This window comes from Bradyrhizobium macuxiense, from assembly GCF_007993935.1.
In the GTDB taxonomy this organism is placed as follows: domain Bacteria; phylum Pseudomonadota; class Alphaproteobacteria; order Rhizobiales; family Xanthobacteraceae; genus Bradyrhizobium; species Bradyrhizobium macuxiense_A.
In genome coordinates this window covers 432178-448507 of sequence record NZ_VITY01000005.1, presented here as the reverse complement: position 1 = coordinate 448507, position 16330 = coordinate 432178, and the positions used below count along the sequence as shown (strand labels likewise).

General features: G+C 64.5%; 16 protein-coding genes. 5 read left to right on the top strand and 11 right to left on the bottom strand.

What is annotated here, in order from left to right; genetic code table 11:
* Positions 1-247 precede the first annotated feature (247 nt).
* The 3 genes from FBZ93_RS16560 to FBZ93_RS16550 form a co-directional block, all read right to left on the bottom strand.
* Positions 248-1978, bottom strand: coding sequence for a methanol/ethanol family PQQ-dependent dehydrogenase (locus tag FBZ93_RS16560; RefSeq protein ID WP_076866523.1), 1731 nt, complete (start codon positions 1976-1978; stop codon positions 248-250).
* A 71-nt stretch (positions 1979-2049) separates the two neighbouring features.
* Entirely contained in the window at positions 2050-2697 is a 648-nt protein-coding gene (locus tag FBZ93_RS16555; protein WP_146986959.1) for a ubiquinol-cytochrome c reductase iron-sulfur subunit, read from the bottom strand.
* Positions 2698-2823: 126 nt separating this feature from the next.
* Entirely contained in the window at positions 2824-3159 is a 336-nt protein-coding gene (locus FBZ93_RS16550; RefSeq protein ID WP_146987061.1) for a hypothetical protein, read from the bottom strand.
* Positions 3160-3170: 11 nt separating this feature from the next.
* Between FBZ93_RS16550 and FBZ93_RS16545 the strand changes: the two genes are divergently transcribed.
* The 3 genes from FBZ93_RS16545 (at position 3171) to FBZ93_RS16535 (ending at position 6548) form a co-directional block, all read left to right on the top strand.
* Complete coding sequence (locus FBZ93_RS16545; protein ID WP_146986958.1) at positions 3171-4190, top strand: RluA family pseudouridine synthase; 1020 nt, start codon at positions 3171-3173, stop codon at positions 4188-4190.
* A 216-nt stretch (positions 4191-4406) separates the two neighbouring features.
* Entirely contained in the window at positions 4407-5303 is an 897-nt protein-coding gene (rpoH, locus tag FBZ93_RS16540; RefSeq protein WP_021077401.1) for an RNA polymerase sigma factor RpoH, read from the top strand.
* A 327-nt stretch (positions 5304-5630) separates the two neighbouring features.
* Positions 5631-6548 (top strand): NADP-dependent oxidoreductase, encoded by a 918-nt coding sequence (locus FBZ93_RS16535; RefSeq protein WP_146986957.1) that lies wholly within the window; start codon positions 5631-5633, stop codon positions 6546-6548.
* A 128-nt stretch (positions 6549-6676) separates the two neighbouring features.
* On the opposite strand, the gene FBZ93_RS16530 is transcribed toward FBZ93_RS16535, so the two are convergent.
* On the bottom strand, positions 6677-7759 hold the full coding sequence (locus tag FBZ93_RS16530) for a dienelactone hydrolase family protein (protein WP_167529063.1): 1083 nt from the start codon (positions 7757-7759) through the stop codon (positions 6677-6679).
* Positions 7760-7951: 192 nt separating this feature from the next.
* On the opposite strand from FBZ93_RS16530, the gene FBZ93_RS16525 reads away from it, so the two are divergent.
* On the top strand, positions 7952-8773 hold the full coding sequence (locus FBZ93_RS16525; protein WP_146986955.1) for a phosphotransferase: 822 nt from the start codon (positions 7952-7954) through the stop codon (positions 8771-8773).
* Positions 8774-8821: 48 nt separating this feature from the next.
* Here FBZ93_RS16525 and FBZ93_RS16520 read toward each other — a convergent pair whose 3' ends face one another.
* From FBZ93_RS16520 to FBZ93_RS16505, 4 genes are all read right to left on the bottom strand, one after another.
* Complete coding sequence (locus tag FBZ93_RS16520; RefSeq protein WP_146986954.1) at positions 8822-9442, bottom strand: peptidoglycan recognition protein family protein; 621 nt, start codon at positions 9440-9442, stop codon at positions 8822-8824.
* Between the two features lie 36 nt (positions 9443-9478).
* Positions 9479-10693 carry a GGDEF domain-containing protein gene (locus tag FBZ93_RS16515; RefSeq protein ID WP_146986953.1) on the bottom strand — a complete coding sequence of 405 codons (1215 nt, stop codon included), beginning with the start codon at positions 10691-10693 and terminating at the stop codon, positions 9479-9481.
* A 714-nt stretch (positions 10694-11407) separates the two neighbouring features.
* Positions 11408-12019 (bottom strand): LysE family translocator, encoded by a 612-nt coding sequence (locus tag FBZ93_RS16510; protein WP_146986952.1) that lies wholly within the window; start codon positions 12017-12019, stop codon positions 11408-11410.
* Positions 12020-12122: 103 nt separating this feature from the next.
* Complete coding sequence (locus FBZ93_RS16505; RefSeq protein WP_146986951.1) at positions 12123-12524, bottom strand: response regulator; 402 nt, start codon at positions 12522-12524, stop codon at positions 12123-12125.
* A gap of 161 nt (positions 12525-12685) precedes the next feature.
* Here FBZ93_RS16505 and FBZ93_RS16500 point away from each other — a divergent pair, with 161 nt between their 5' ends.
* Positions 12686-13570: an SDR family NAD(P)-dependent oxidoreductase gene (locus tag FBZ93_RS16500; RefSeq protein ID WP_146986950.1), complete on the top strand. Its 885-nt coding sequence runs from the start codon at positions 12686-12688 to the stop codon at positions 13568-13570.
* Between the two features lie 317 nt (positions 13571-13887).
* Here the strand turns inward: FBZ93_RS16500 and FBZ93_RS16495 are convergent, their stop codons facing one another.
* The 3 genes from FBZ93_RS16495 to FBZ93_RS16485 form a co-directional block, all read right to left on the bottom strand.
* Entirely contained in the window at positions 13888-14733 is an 846-nt protein-coding gene (locus tag FBZ93_RS16495) for an FRG domain-containing protein (RefSeq protein ID WP_146986949.1), read from the bottom strand.
* A 121-nt stretch (positions 14734-14854) separates the two neighbouring features.
* The gene (locus FBZ93_RS16490; protein WP_146986948.1) at positions 14855-15661 is read right to left on the bottom strand and encodes a lytic murein transglycosylase; all 807 of its coding nucleotides are present in this window, start codon (positions 15659-15661) and stop codon (positions 14855-14857) included.
* Between the two features lie 163 nt (positions 15662-15824).
* Positions 15825-16235: an ester cyclase gene (locus tag FBZ93_RS16485; protein WP_146986947.1), complete on the bottom strand. Its 411-nt coding sequence runs from the start codon at positions 16233-16235 to the stop codon at positions 15825-15827.
* Positions 16236-16330 lie beyond the last annotated feature (95 nt).

The following is a 16330-nucleotide window of genomic DNA, read 5'->3' as shown; positions in this document are numbered from 1 at the left end:
TGATTTCGGATCGTTGCGGCGGGTAGTTCGTCATTGCGAGGAGCGACAGCGACGAAGCAATCCATCGCTCCGCATATGCGGACCGATGGATTGCTTCGCTTCGCTCGCAATGACGCAAGAGCGGACCGGGAAGCGGCCGGTCTCCCCAACCGCCGCTTCCCGATCGCATCGCCCCCTGTCGCCAGAGCGTCTTCGAGAAAACACGAGCATGGCCCGATTCAATCGGACCATGCTCAGGTCGCGTCTCTTACTTCTTGTCGAGCGCAAACACCCAGATCACGCCGCCCTGCGGGACGTTGTTCTCGAAGCCCTTGACCTTGCCGGCCAGTGCATCCTGGATGCGCTGGGCGTCGACGCCCCAGCCCGACTGGACCGCGATGTACTGCGTTCCATCGACCTCATAGGACATCGGCATCGCCATGATGCCGGAGTTGGTCTTCTGCTCCCACAACAGCTCGCCGGTCTTGGCGTTGAAGATGCGGAAGGCGCGGTCGTTGGTGCCGCCGGCGAGAACCAGATCGCCCGCGGTCGCGGTCACCGCGCCGAACAGCTGCGACGTCTTGTAGTCGTGCTGCCAGACCTTCTTGCCGGTGACCGGATCCCACGCCTGCAACTCGCCGAAATGATCGGCATTCGGCGCGGGGATCAGTCCGATGTCCTCCGGCTTGGTGCCGAGCCAGAGCTGGCCGGGAACCAGCGGCTGCTTCTCGCCGGTGAAACCGCCGCAGAAGTTTTCATTGGCGGGCACATAGACGAGCTTGGTGTTCGGGCTATAGGCCGCCGACGGCCAGTCCTTGCCGCCCCACAGTGACGGGCAGAACTCGACCCGCTTGCCGAGCACCGGCTTGTGCTCGGGATCGACGATCGGCCGGCCGGTCTCGGCCTCGATGCCCTTCCAGACATTGGTCTTCACGAACGGCCAGCCGGCGACATAGTTGATCTTGTCCGGCTTGCGCTCCAGCACCCAGAAGATCGCATCGCGTCCCGGATGGACCAGGCTCTTGAACGACCGTCCATCGCGCTGCATGTCGATCAGCATCGGCGCATCGACCTCGTCCCAGTCCCAGGAATCGTTCTGGTGATACTGGAAGTGGGTCTTGATCTTGCCGGTGTCGGGATCGAGCGCGAGCACCGAGCTGGTGTAGAGGTTGTCGCCGGCATGCATCGAGCCGGGCCATGGCGCGGCGTTGCCGACGCCCCAATAGACCGTCTTGGTGTCCTTGTCGTAGGTGCCGGTCATCCAGGCCGATCCGCCGCCCGACTTCCAGTCGTCGCCGCTCCAGGTCTCGTGGCCGGGCTCGCCTTCGCCGGGGATGGTGAAGGTGCGCCACAGCTCCTTGCCGCTGCTCGCGTCATACGCGGCGACATAGCCGCGCACGCCGAACTCACCGCCGGAGCCGCCGACGATCACCTTGCCGTCGACGGTGAGCGGCATCAGGGTCATGTACTGGCCCTTCTTGTAGTCCTGGACCTTGGTGTCCCAGACCACCTTGCCGGTCTTGGCGTCCAGCGCGACGACGTGGTCGTCGGTCGTCGCGAGATAGAGCTTGTCCTCCCACAGGCCGACGCCGCGGCTGGTCGGATGCAGCTGGAACAGATCGTCGGGAAGCTGCCGCTTGTAGCGCCAGTACTCCTCGCCGGTCTTGGCGTTGAGCGCGATCACCTGCCCCATCGGGGTCGCGACGAACATCACGCCGTTGTTGACGATCGGCGGCGCCTCATGGCCCTCGATCACGCCGGTCGAGAAGGTCCAGGCGGGCTTGAGGTCTTTGACGTTGGATGTGTTGATCTGGTTGAGCGGACTGAAACCCTGTCCGTCATAGGTCCGGCGATAGAGCATCCAGTTGCCGGGTTCGGGATTTTCGAGACGCTGAGACGTCACCGGACTGTAGTTTTCGATCGGCCCCGCGACGGCATAGGTCGAAATGAGGCACGTGAATGCGACACAACTCGACAGTAACCACTGCTTGCTTGTCATGAGATGCTACCTCCCTGCTCTGTTCTATTTTTTCAGTTTTATTTAGATCATGCAGAACTCCCGGTGTGGCCTCATCCTCCCTGCTGAGCACCCACCTTCCCAACGAATGGCGCTGCGACCGTGATCGCGCCGTCGGCCACCGTCAGCGGCAGTGCCGCGAGGCGACGTGGCGCCGGCCCGAACACGACCTGCGCATTCTGCCGCGGATCGTATTCGGAGTTGTGACAGAGACATTTCAAAACTTTTTTGTCGCCCTGCTCTTCCTTCACCCAGGCGGTGATCGGACATCCGGCGTGCGAGCAGATGACGGAGTAGCAGACGATGCCGTCAGGCGCGCGGGCGCGCGTCGCATCGTCGAGCTCGTTCGGATCAAGCTTGACCAGCACGACCTCGTTGAGCCGCGAACCTTTGCGGACGACCGAGGTCTTCGGGTCCTGCGGCCAGGCGCGAATGGGCGGTCCGCCCAAGGTCAGATCATCCGACTTGATGACCTGGCCGGCCTTGTCGCCTTCGGCGCGCACAAGCTGATCGGCTTTTTGCGGCCGCTCACTGGCGCCGGGCTGATCTTCATCGTCGGCGGCCGCGGGCTCGATCGCGGCGAGACAGGCGCAGCCCGCGAGCGCGGTCAACACCGCGCGGCGCGTCGGATCGATGCCCGACCCCACTGCATCGGATTCACCGCATTGTTCGATGGAAGCGTTGGGGTTGGGTTGCGACATGGCGCAAGCTGAACGTGCAACTCGGCCGAAAAGATGGCGGCACACCTTCTCGATGCGCGAACGCATGCGCAAAAAATACGCTGCAGCTTTTGGTTGATCGCGTGCGCGGCTTCGCGATTGCGAAGGTCAGGGCTCGTTGACGAAGCTCAGCCTGCCGGCAGGTTTCAGCGTCTTTGCATCAAATGTGCGGATCTCTGTTGCACCGCCTATATCGAGCGTGACGAGCAACCGCTCGCCGGCGACGCCGGTTGCGACGATGCGGGCGCCTTTCGGCAGCGCAGCAGTGACGTCGGATACCGAAACGGGGCTTCCCTCGCTGCGATAAAGGCGGTAGCCGATGGCGATCAACACGACGGCCACGGCCAGTGCCGAGGTCAGGCCCGCGATCAGCATCATGCGCCGCACCCGCGCGATCAGCGCGGCCTGGTCGGGGGTCGGTTCGGTCACAGCGGTGTCGGTCATCACAAGGCTCTATGTCTTTGCAACAAGTCTCTTCGAATGGCGGTCGGAAGCTGGAGGTCATCGTCGCTGGCGACGAGGGCTCGGCCCGGCTTGACCGCGTGCTCGCACAGCGCACTCCGGAGCTGTCACGGTCCCGGCTGAAGGCGCTGATCCTCGCCGGTTCCGTGACCGTCAAGGACGCCGTCGTCCGCGACCCCGCTTATCATGTCGCTAGCGGCGATACGATCATAATCGACGTGCCGGAGGCCGCGCCCGCCGAGCCCCAAGGCGAAGACATCGCCCTCGATATCGTGTTCGAGGACGACGACATCATCGTCATCGACAAGCCGAGGGGCCTGGTCGTGCATCCCGCGGCCGGCCATGCCACGGGAACGCTGGTCAACGCGCTGATCGCCCATTGCGGCACCAGCCTGTCCGGCATCGGCGGGGTCAAGCGGCCGGGCATCGTGCACCGGCTCGACAAGGACACCACCGGGCTGATGGTGGTTGCCAAGAACGACCACGCCCACCAGTCGCTGACCGCGCAGTTCGCCGACCATGGCCGTACCGGCCCGATGGAGCGGGGCTACATGGCGTTCGCCTGGGGCGTGCCGAACCGGCCGCACGGCACGATCGACGCGCCGATCGACCGCCACCCGCATGCCCGCGAGAAGATGGCCGTGCGCCAGGGCGGCCGCGAGGCGATCACCCATTTCGAGGTGCTCTCGAGCTTTGCCGGCCGCGACGGCAAGCCTGTCGCCTCGCTGCTGGCCTGCCAGCTCGAGACCGGCCGCACCCATCAGATCCGGGTCCACCTTGCCCATCTCGGCCATCCCCTGATGGGTGACAGCGTTTACGGCGCCCACTTCAAGACCAAGGCCGGACAGCTCGGCGCGGAAGGTAAGCACGCACTTACCGCGCTCGACCGGCAGGCCCTGCACGCCTATCTGCTGGCTTTGGAGCACCCCCGCACCGGGGAACTTTTACGCTGGGAGTCGCCCCTGCCGGAGGATTTGCTTCTCCTGGAGCGGGCGCTGGCAGCGGCGGTATGACGCACCCCTCCCGGAAAAGCTCCGTTATGACAACAGGTTATACCTGCCACACGGGGACGTGACGTCAGCAATCCTTCCCTATCACGGACCGTTTAGTGTATGTTGCACCTGCGCTGAATATCCAGCGCGGAACATCGCAGCATGGCCGGCTTTAACCCAGCGGCCACCTGCCGGGCCCGCCGCTATCGGGGGTCTGAACCACTGGAGGGCGCTCGAATGGCCCGTACAGCTACGTTACCGGTCCTCAATGGAGAATCCGGTCTTTCCCGTTACCTCGCCGAGATCCGCAAGTTCCCCATGCTGGAGCCCCAGCAGGAGTACATGCTCGCCAAGCGTTGGCGCGAGCATGACGATCGCGACGCGGCGCATAAGCTCGTCACCAGCCATCTCAGGCTCGTGGCCAAGATCGCCATGGGCTATCGCGGCTACGGCTTGCCGATCTCCGAGGTCGTCTCGGAAGGCAATGTCGGCCTGATGCAGGCGGTGAAGCGATTCGAGCCCGAGAAGGGCTTCCGTCTCGCCACTTACGCCATGTGGTGGATCAAGGCGTCAATACAAGAGTACATCCTGCGTTCCTGGTCGCTCGTGAAGATGGGCACCACCGCGAACCAGAAGAAGCTGTTCTTCAACCTGCGCAAGGCGAAGAGCAAGATCTCCGCGCTGGAAGAGGGTGATCTCCACCCCGACCAGGTGAAGCTGATTGCCAAGCGCCTCGGCGTGACCGATCAGGACGTGGTCGACATGAATCGCCGTCTCGGCGGTGACGCGTCGCTCAACGCCCCGATCCGCGACGACGGCGAAGCCGGCGAATGGCAGGACTGGCTGGTCGACAACTCGCCCAACGCCGAAGCCTTGATGGCCGAGAGCGAGGAGTTCGATCATCGCCGCCAGGCCCTGAACGGTGCGATCGGCGTGCTCAACCCGCGCGAACGCCGCATCTTCGAGGCGCGTCGTCTGGCGGATGAGCCGATGACGCTGGAAGACCTCGCCGCCGAGTTCGGCGTGTCGCGCGAGCGCGTGCGGCAGATCGAGGTCCGCGCCTTCGAAAAGGTGCAGTCGGCCGTCAAGGGCACGATCGCCCGGCAGGAAGCCGCTCTCGAGGCCGCGCACTAACCGCGGCAAACGAGCCAACAGACACGAAAGCCGGCGGCAACGCCGGCTTTTTTTTGTCAGTATGGGTGGAGCTGGCAGCCGTTGGGCCTGGTACAGCCAAATTCGGCAATCTTGGTCCTGTTCTTATGATCAGGCGCAACGCATCTATGCTGGCGCGAGCAACCGGAGGGATCCATCGGGGTTAGTGCTCCGGTTAGTGCGGACAGCGCAGATCGCAAGCGCGGAGTCTGGAGTTCCGCACTGCTTGGCGTTTTGTTGATAGGCGGCGCTTTCGTGCTCGCTGCAACATCTCCACCAACGAGACAAATGATCGAGGAGATAGTTCCGATGAAGGCGATCGTCGTAACGGACCAGGCCGCGGGAACGGCCGGGATGAAGCTGGTGGACCGGCCCGAGCCGAAGGCAGCCATCAACGACGTCGTCATTCAGGTTCATGCGTCGGGATTTGCCCCGACTGAGCTGGCTTGGCCGTCGACCTGGACCGATCGCGTCGATCGCGACCGGACACCGTCGATCCCCGGGCACGAGCTGGCCGGAGTGGTCACCGCGCTTGGATATGGCACGACGGGACTGTCGGTGGGCCAGCGGGTGTTCGGCCTCGCGGACTGGTATCGCGACGGCACGCTAGCCGAGTATGTGGCGATCGAGGCACGAAACCTCGCGCCGCTGCCGGGCGACGTCGACTTCACGGTGGGCGCGAGCCTGCCGATCTCGGGTCTGACCGCATGGCAAGGGCTGTTCCAGCACGGCCGCCTTCAGGCGGGGCAGCGCGTCCTCGCACATGGCGCGGCCGGTGCGGTTGGATCGATGGTGACGCAACTCGCACGCGAGGCCGGCGCCTACGTCATCGGTACCGGACGCTCCGCCGACCGTCAGGCCGCGCTCGACCTGGGCGCGAAAGAGTTCGTCGACCTGGACAACGACACCCTGGAAGACGTCGGCGAAGTCGATCTCGTGTTTGATGTCATCGGCGGTGACATTCAGAAGCGGTCCGCAGGACTCATTCGGGCCGGAGGAACGCTGGTGACCATCGTCGGGCCGGCCGAGGCACGGCCCTCTGGCGGAGTTGCGGTCGACTTCGTCGTCGAAGCCGATCGTGTCCAACTGATTGAGATCGTCCAGCGGGTGCGGGACGGACGACTTCGGACGCACATCGGCAAGGTCTCATCCCTCGACGATGCCGTCGCCGCCTTGAATCCGACCGAGCGACGCAAGGGGAACACCATCATTTGCGTTCATCGCTGAGCGACGCGCCGATTGATGCAGCCTGTAGGATGGGTGGATTTTGGCATGATGCTTCGGCGCGCACCTCGATCTAGCTGGGACGTATACCGATCGCTCCGCCGCCGACGAAGGGCCAAAAGCTGGCGCGCCTAGCGGTCGCGGCCCAGGCTATCGACCAAGAAATCGCGAACCGCCTGTGCTGCACGTTCGGCTGCGTTGGCATTGTATTCAATCCAATGTCCGAACGCCATTCGACCGGGATACAGGGAAGGCCGATCAAAGCCGTGGACCGCGTTTGGAAAGCTGATCAGCTTGACTGCGGCAGCGCGTGCGGGTCGCAGGTTCATCATCGAATGGCAAACCGATTGCTTCGACCAGTCGTCGTCCTCGCCGTTCAGTATCAAGACCGGTTTTACCGTGTCGAGGCTTGATCCGTAGCAGGGGTAAAATGCAATCCCCGCCGCGAAGTCGAGCCCAGATGGGATTTCGAAGATTTGCGTGTCTCGCTTCTTGAGAGCTGCGAGCGTCGCGACGCCTCCGGCTGAAAAGCCCAACAGCGCGACGCGCTCTTTGTCGACGTATGATTGTTTGGCGAAAAAGGCCAAAGCACCAAAAGCGTCCTGCATCCGATACGACCTCGTATCGCTATCACAGGTATTTTTCAGGCCTCTTGTCGTAAAACTGTCGACGACCAGAACTGCGTAGCCCCACGACGTAAGCAGGTCGGGCCAGAGGTTGTGCGTGAGACGAGGATCAAACAGGGATCCCAGTCCGGCACAGCCGTGCAGCAGTATCACGGCAGGAAATGGTCCCGCGCCATCCGGCTTTTGAACGTAGCCCTCGACAAGCCTCGGAGCCGGCGGAAAAAGAGGCACACCACCCGCGATCGCCTGACTTCCCGACAGCTCTTTTCGCAAGTATCGCGCGCCTTCGAACTGGACGGATGCAGCTCCAATCGCCGAGCTGACAGCAATCCAGAATATCGCGATAATGATGACTGAAGTTCGCAGCGGATGCATGCAATGTCGCCTGTTCCCGAACCGAAGAGCGTGACGCTTCAGCAGTTCGGGAGTCTGCGACATATGATAATTGTCCATAAGGCCGCCAGCCAGCCTCGCTAATCTGTTAGTCTGTAGGATGGGTGGAGCGCAGCGATACCCATCATCCCACCACGGCAGCACGAGTTGATGGGTATCGCGGCGCTCCAGCCATCCCACAAGGCCGGTCTTCATGATGCTTCGACGCTCTTGGCCATATCGGCCAAGGGCCACGACCGGACTTGTCTCAAACCGTGCGTCGCGGCGCGATTCTGGCAAACGCTCCGGCCCGGGACAAGCCACGATCATGGCTGGCAGCCGAGATCGCGGGAGCGTTCTCTTTTGCCCGCCGCCGGTGTTTGATTGCGACCGGCGGGAGGACATGCGATGCAGGGATCCCTCGGGGAGAAGATCAACCAGGGCGGCACGGCTGACATCCACGCCTGGGCGCCGGGTCAGGTCGTCAAACTGTTCAAGGAAGGTTTCCCGCCGCGGCTCGGCCAGCATGAGGTGAGGATGACCCGGGCGGTCTTCGCCGCCGGCGTGCCTGCGCCGGAGGTGTTCGGCGAGGTGACGATCGACGGACGCTTCGGCATCGTACTCGCCCGCCTCGACGGACCGACGCTGCTGCAGCTGACGCGGAGCGGCGGCGTGACGTTCGCCCAGGCGGGCGCGATCCTCGCGTCCCTTGCCCTGTCGGTTCACAGGATATCGCCGCCGCCGGAGGCTTTCCGTCTGCGCCGCTGGATGGACACTGCCTTCACGCACTCGGGCGACATCGTGCCCAGGCACACCGCCTCCGGCATCCTCGCGCTGATCGACCGCCTGCAGCAGCCGGGGGACGGGCTGTGCCATGGCGACATCCACCCCAACAACGTGATCATGACGGCGGACGGTCCGCGGCTGATCGACTGGACCTTTTCGATCCGCGCGCCTGCGGCCTTCGATCATGCGCACTTTCACATCAACCTGGCCGAGCTCGCCCTCGACGTCGCCGACAATCCGCAGCGGCCGCTTGCGGTCCATGCGGCCGCGCAATCCGAATACGCCCGGCTGTCCGGGACGCCGGTAGCGGCGCTGACGCAAGCGATGGAGACCTGGCTGCCGATCGCGATCGTCCGCTACTTCCTGCTGATGGGCGGGCCGACCAGCGAGCGGTGGCGGCGGATGATGCAGCGCGCCGAAGCGGCCTTGCGCCCGCAGAGCTGAATCCCTTCGCGCGCGTGGCCGTCGATGCGGCTGCTCAGTGTCGTCGCCCTACTCGCCCCACTCTCGCGCCATGGTCGCGAGCGCGCAGCCCTCGCAGTAGCGGGCATCCTTGAAGTCGATCCAGTTGTGGGCATAGACGCGGTCGAGCGGAATGCCGTAACGCGCGCGCAGCACTTTCACCAGCACGCGCCAGGCGGCGACCTGCGCGTCGGTCGGCCCCTTGGTGACGTCGGGGTAATTGCCGGCGAACTCGACGCCGATCGAGGTGTCCTTGTTCACCTGGTGATAGGTCTTGCCGTTGTCGACGTATTTGTTGTCGTTGCGATCGGCGCCGTCGGTGTGGGTCGGAACGAGGTCATCGGCGACCGCCCAATAGACCGTGCCGTCGGTTTCGACCCAGACCATGACGCCGCGCCGTGTCGGGTTCTTGTGCTGCTCCTGCGCGCCGTAGCGTGCCGAGCCCTGCGGCCCTTCGGTCTGGTGCACGATGATGTTGCGCCAGGGATGCGCCTTGGCGACGTCGCCCCAGGGCGACAGCCACACCATCTTCAGTCCGGGAATCTCGGGCGTCCCCTGCGATCGCGCGATAACAGCGAGATCGGGGGTTTCAGCCAGTGCGGCGGAAGAGATCACGAGCGCAAGGAGCGCGGTGAGCAGGCGAGGCATCATGACGAGGGGATCCAGTGGCGTCCCTCGTTAGCACGCTCAGGCGCGCTTGCGCAGGGTCGCCTCCAGCGCATCGACCATCTCGGGCGGCAGCCTGGGCTCGTAGGTCGCATAGCCGTTCTTGCCGCCCTTCTTGGCGTCGTAGAGCGCGTGGTCGGCGGCGGCGATCAGGCGGTCGGGGTGCATCCCGATCTCGCGGGTCCATTGCGCAATGCCGATCGAGACCGCGATCGGAATGTCGTTGCCGGTGCACTGCTCGGCATCGGCGCGGCAGACCTCCAGCACGCGGCGGGCGATCATCGCGCCCTCGCGCAGCGTCGAGGACGGCAGCACGATGCAGAACTCGTCGCCGCCGGTGCGGGCCAGCATGTCGCCCGGGCGGAGTCTCGTCTGCGCCATCAGCGTGAAGTGCTGCAGGCAGGCATCGCCGGCGGCGTGGCCATGGGTGTCGTTGATGCCCTTGAAGCCGTCGAGGTCGATCACCAGCAGCGCGAACGCCTCGCCGTTGCGGTCGGAGCGCGCGCATTCCTCGGTCAGCCGCTGCAGGAGATGGCGGCGGTTGCCGACGCCGGTGAGATCGTCGAGCAGCGCGAGGTCGGCGACCTCGTTGCGCAGCCGGTCGATCGCCATCAGCAGGAAGCCGAAATTGAGCGCCATCGACAGGAAGACCATCAGCAGGATCACCAGCGACTGGCCCGCATTGAAGCGAACGAAGGAGTACTCGCCGGGCTGCAGCAGGGCGCCGACGAGGCGTAGCGCATAGATGCCGATCAGCACGGAGGCGACGATGCCGGCGAGCCGTGCGCCGGGGCTGACGCGCCCGTTCTCGGGCGACAGCAACAGCTTCAGCGTCAATGCGAACGGCATGACCTGGGCGACGGTGTAGACCAGGATGCGCAGCGGCATGCTGTCATAGGCGAAGATGAAGACGCCGAGGCCGGCGAACGCGAACGCGGTGGACAGCGCGGTGCTGCGCCAGCCGACCGGCTTGCCGTAGAAGCGCTCGATGCCCATCGCGGCAAGGCCGGCGGCGAACACCATCAGCGTCCCCGCCGCCAGCAGCGGCAACAGCGAGTCCGTCATCATCACACGGAGCATCGCGCAGGAGGCGCCGGCGGACGCGACGAAGGCGGACGCGGTCCAGAACCGCGCCGCACCGAACGCTGGATAGCTTTGCGCGACATAGGCCCAGATCAGGCCGAGCGCGAGAAAATTGATAACGAATACCGTCCAAAGCGTCGGAACGCTCAACATCGCCCCTGTTCGAGACCCGTATCGGCCTCGCCTCCCCTGAAATGACCGCCACCCCTTAAGGCGTTTCCACCAACGACAATCCCCGTTGTCTTGCGGGCGAGGATGCGGCCGCGCGGCTTAACGGACTGTCACCGCCGCGCAGCAATCCGTGCTGTGGTTTTGAATTGATGAAGAACCGCGCATCGGCCGTTTGCGCGTCGTTAAGCATGACCGGCGCGACGGCGCTGCGACGCGCGACACGCCGACGCTGGCGAAAAACTGGCAAAAACACGTAACAGCTGTGGATAACACGATGACGGCGCCGTGACAGCACGCGGCAGCCGCCTCCGAATCTGCTGAGTTTGCTACTGAGGATGTTGCGAGGCTGGCCCTCCGCCAAGCATGCCTCGGAGTCGCGTTCAATCCATGAAACCCTGAGAGGATACTATGGCTAAGAAAGCGAAGAAGGCGAAGAAGGCGAAGGCGAAAAAGGCCACCAAGAAGAAGGCCGCCAAGAAGTAACGAATTCCAGCCCGGGTAGCGGCTCTTGCCCTGCCCGGGCACCCGGCCCGGGACCGCGGCTCGAAACGACGCCAAGCCGGAAATCATCAACCCTAGATTCACCTAACCGATCGACCCCAGCAGATGGGCAAGGCAGCAGGCGCAAGGCCTGCTTTTTTATTGCCCTGCCTCTTTATTGCTTATTGCCAGCCTCGGCCGCGAGCGAATGCGAGCTCAGCGCTCGGCAAAGGCGAGCTTGGCGCCGAGCACGGCAAAGCCCGCGGCAAAGCTGCGCCGCAGCCAAGCCATCACCTTCGGCCGGGTGATGACGCGGTCGCGCACCGACGCCGCGAACAGCCCATAGACCGCGAACACCGCAAAGGTCATCGCCATGAAGACGAAGCTGAGCTCGACCATCCGCGTCAGCGGGTGCACCTCGTCGACGGCGATGAACTGCGGCAGGAAGGCCAGGAAGAAGATCGACAGCTTCGGATTGAGGATGTTGATCAGGATCGCGGTCACGATCACCCGCCCGCTCGAGCGCGGCTTGATCTCGGTGTCGACGGCGAGCGCGCCGCGCTCGCGCAGCGCCTGCCAGGCCATATAGAGCAGGTAGACCACGCCGCCCCATTTCAGCGCCGCGAACGCCATCGCGCTGGTGTGCAGGATGGCGGCTAGCCCAAGCATCGCCGCGATCATCTGCGGCACGATCCCGAGGGTGCAGCCGAACGCCGCCGCCACGCTCGCCCGCGAGCCCCGGGTCAGCGCCACCGCCAGGGTGTAGAGCACGCCGGTACCGGGCGAGGCGACCACGATCAGCGTGGTCAGCAAAAAGGACCAGGTCATTTCAATCTTCAAGGAGGAGCGACATGGTCCGGAAATATCACGACGCCCGGGCAGGCGGAAGCGACCACCGGCCGGCCGCCCTTCGCCCGTGCTGACAACTGCGTTATACGGACCTCGGCCGGCCGCCCGACAGCTCCGAGGCCTTCGTCTCGGCGAGGCGGATCACGTCCAGCGGCGCCCAGGGCTTGGACCAGAACAAGGTGCCCTCAGGCAGGCGCTGCCGCAGCGGCTTGCCTGAGGTGACGATCACGTCGAGATCGGGCTTGTATTTCTTGGCGACATGGGCGAGCTCGACGCCGGTCATGTTTCCGGCCAGCTCGACATCGGTCATCATCAGCACGACGTTGTCGCCGCTGCCCCGCAACACCAGTTCGGCGGCCTCGGCGCTCTCGCAGGAAATCACGTCGAACTCGCTCTCCTCTAACAGGAGGCCGATCATCTCGCGCTGCATCGGATCGTCCTCGACGACCAAGGCCTTCGCACGATAGGGCTTTGACTGTCCCATGGTGGGCCTCCCTTGGTTTGAATGCTTCAGATCGAGCACATAACAAATGTTAAATGCCTAAAATCGCTGGATGGTTCAGTTCCAATTTGAGAAAAGCGAGGAAACCGCCATGTTCCCGCCTGGCAACCCGCCTCGCCTCGTTCTGATGGAGCTGACCCGACATGACCGCGATCTCTGGATCCGCCGCCGCCGTGACCGGAGCCGCCAGCGGCATCGGCCGCGCACTCGCGCTTGAACTGGCGTTGCGCGGCTGCGATCTCGCCATCGCCGACCGCGACGAAGGCGGCCTGCAGGCCACCGCCGCCGAAATCGCCAAGGCGACCGAGATCACCAAGGCGAGCCAGCGCAAGGTCACCATACACCGTGTCGACGTCAGCGAGCCCGGCCAGATCACCGCGTTCGCCGACGCTGCCGGCGCCGCGCATCCCGGCCTCAACATCGTCGTCAACAATGCCGGCGTCGCGTTGCTCGGCGAGTTCGGTGAAATCGACCAGGCGCAGATGGACTGGCTGTTCAACATCAATTTCTGGGGCGTGGTGCACGGCACCCGCGCCTTCCTGCCGCTGCTTTCGCAACGGCGCGAGGCGCATATCGTCAACATCTCCTCTATCTTCGGCATCGTCGCCCCGCCCGGCCAGAGCGCCTATTGCGCGGCCAAGTTCGCGGTGCGCGGCTTCTCCGAGAGCCTGCGCCACGAGCTTGCGATGGCGAACAGTCCGGTGAAGCTCTCGGTCGTGCATCCCGGCGGCATCGCCACCAACATCGCGCGCAACTCGCGCACCGGCAGCGGCGTCACCGACAATGCCCGGCGCTCGGAATCCATCGAGCGCTTCGAGACGCTGGCGCGGACCACGCCGGCCGCCGCCGCGCAACGCATCATCGCCGGCATCGAGAAAAACCAGCCGCGCATCCTGATCGGCAAGGACGCCATCTTCATGGACCTGCTGCAACGCTTCCGCCCCGGGACCTACTGGAAGGTGATGCAGCGGCAGATGGAGAAAACGGCGGCAAGACGGATCGCGCGCGATGCGGCGCGGGCGAGTTGATTGCACGACGGCGGTGCCGCACACGATCCGTCGTCCCTGCGAAAGCAGGGACCCATAACCATCGGGTCGAGTTGGTGAGCACGCTCGGGCCGCAGCGTCGGGCATAACAGGCAGTCGTGGTCATGGGTCCCGGGTCAAGCCCGGGACGACGCCGAATATGTTGCGCTGCCTGTGAGTCTCACATCCGCATCCGGTGGCCGCAATGACCGGCCTCGTAGGATGGGTAGAGCGCAGCGAAACCCATCAATTCTGTCCGCGTGGTGAGGTGATGGGTATCGCTTCGCTCCACCCATCCTACGGAACAGCGCCGAGCCTGCTCACCCCAGCTGCTTCTTCACCCCGAGCGCCAGCCGAAACAGCGGATCGCTCTTCTCCGACGGATAGAGCGCGCTCCGCGTCACCTGCGGGAAATTGTCGTTCTTCCAGAACGCGGATGGCGCGAACGAGAATTTCGCGACCAGCCGGCGGCCGAAATCCATCTCGTAAGGAAAGTAGTTTTCCTTCTGCTCGGTGCCGGACATCTCGGGATACTCGCCGAGCAGATAGCCCTCCTGGATGTGCGGCCGCACCGCCGACGGCGGGCAGACGCTGGACAGCCGCACGATCTGCAGGCCGGCCTCGGCGCTCGCGGTGATCGCGCCGCTCAAATTCGGCACGCCGAGCACATAGAGGAACGCGGTGCCGGTCTCGGCCAGCGACGCAAACGAGGCGGCAATGCGGATCGAATGGGTGACGTCGAGCAGCGGCGTGGTGCAGACCTCGTAGTGCTGCAGGATCGACCAGCGCAGGATGCGGTGCCGCTTCAGCCGCTCCAGCCCAAGCAACTTCGCCTTGGCATACTCCGCGATCAGGATCTGCTCGGCGCGCCGCAAGGCCTCGAACCGCGTCGCCAGCGTCGCCTGATCCGGATTGCCGCGGCCGCCGCGAAACAGCGTCGGCTTCAGCGACGAGTTGCGCTTGATGTTCCTGAAATCGGCGCCCTGGCCGCGAAACAGCAGCACATGGTCGCGGTTGAGGAATTGCAGCTCGGCGATCTTGGTCGCGAGCTCCAGATAAGAGCCGACGCGATGCCCCGGCCCCTCCCGCACCGCCGAATTCTTGGCGACCTGGCATCCCCGGCGGTCGAAGAACGACCAGATTTTTTGGCTGCCGATGGTTTCCATGGGGGTACCTGAAGTCTCGGTGACCGTAGGGCGGATTAGCCGAAGGCGTAATCCGCCGACATCGCGCGCGCGATCGGCGGATTACGCTTCGCTAATCCGCCCTACGACATTTGCGCCGCCCTCACCGCCCCACGAGCTGATCGGCAAAATACCCGATGGTCTTGCGATAGATCACCGCCCTGTTCCACTCGCGCATCGCCTCGAAATTGGCGCTGCCTTCGCCATAGGGCGCGCCCATCTTGAAGCCGTTCGAGTGCAGCAGGTTCGCGGTCGAGGCCAGCACGTCGGCGACCGAGTGGCGCAGATCGACATGGCCGTCGCCGTCGAAATCGACGCCGTACTTGATGTAGGACGACGGCAGGAACTGGGTCTGGCCGATCTCGCCGGCATAGGCGCCGATCATGTCGTTGAGCCTGAGGTCGCCGCGCTGCAGGATCTTGAGCGCGGCCAGCAGCTCGCCCTGGAACAGGTCGGTGCGGCGGCAATCATGCGCCAGCGTGGTGAGCACGCGGAACACCGGCAGCTTGCCCATGTCGCCCTTGCCGAAATCGGTCTCCAGCCCCCAGATCGCGACCAGGATCTGGCGCGGCACGCCGTATTGCTGCTCGATCTTCGACAGCAGCGCGGCGTGACGCTGCAACATGGCGCGGCCGCCATTGATGCGCCCCGAGCCGACGCGGGTCGCGACATACTGCTCGAACGTCTTGTTGAAGGTGTAGCGCTGCCGCCGGTCGAAGGCGAGCACCCCGCCATCCTGCTGCACCCCGCCGAGCGCCGCCGAGATCACGTCCTGCTGGATGCCGGCGCTGGCCGCCTCCTGCGAGAACGACTGCACGAAGGCCGGAAAACTGCCGCCGCAGCGGGCGGCATAGGAGGGGGTGGCAAGCAGCAAGGCGCCGAACACAACCGCCAAACGACACCTGAGCATGCAAACATCCCTCCTGCTTCGAATGGCCGATCATGCCATGGAGCAAACGAGGCCGTCAAAGTGTCGGCACCGACATTCGCTTCCACAGCTGCACGCCTCAGTCCATGTTCGCACCGTGAATTCCCGCGGCGCATTCATCAACCGAGCGGCACGACGCTGATGATCAATCCTTGAGCTGTCTCTCCAGCCCCACAAAATCGATCTCGGCCCAGCGCTCGGAAATCTTGCCGTCGTGAATCCGCCAGAACGTCATGCCGCGGAATTCGACGTGGCGGCCGGTGGGCGCAATGCCGCGCCACGGGCTGCGGTGCCGGCCGCGCCAGACGAAGCGGCCGGCGACGATGTCGCGCTCGGCCACCAGGCATTCGGCCACCGCCGACAGGTCGGCGAAGGTCTCGTGCATCGCGGACGCATGCGCGATCACCTCCTCGGCGCTCATCCGCTTGCCCGCGGCATGGTCGAAGTAGTCGGATGCGAGCTGGGCGCGGATCGCGTCGGGATCGAGACGATTGGTCACGGCGTCGTAATGCGCGAGCACGAGCGCCTTGTTGGCGTCGCTTGTGGCGTTGGACATCGGAGATCGGCTCTCAGGAGGAAAGTTGTATGAAAGCAAGGTTGCGCCTCATACGCGAATCGGAGGGGATGGTGCAAGTGACGAAGGTCAGAAAA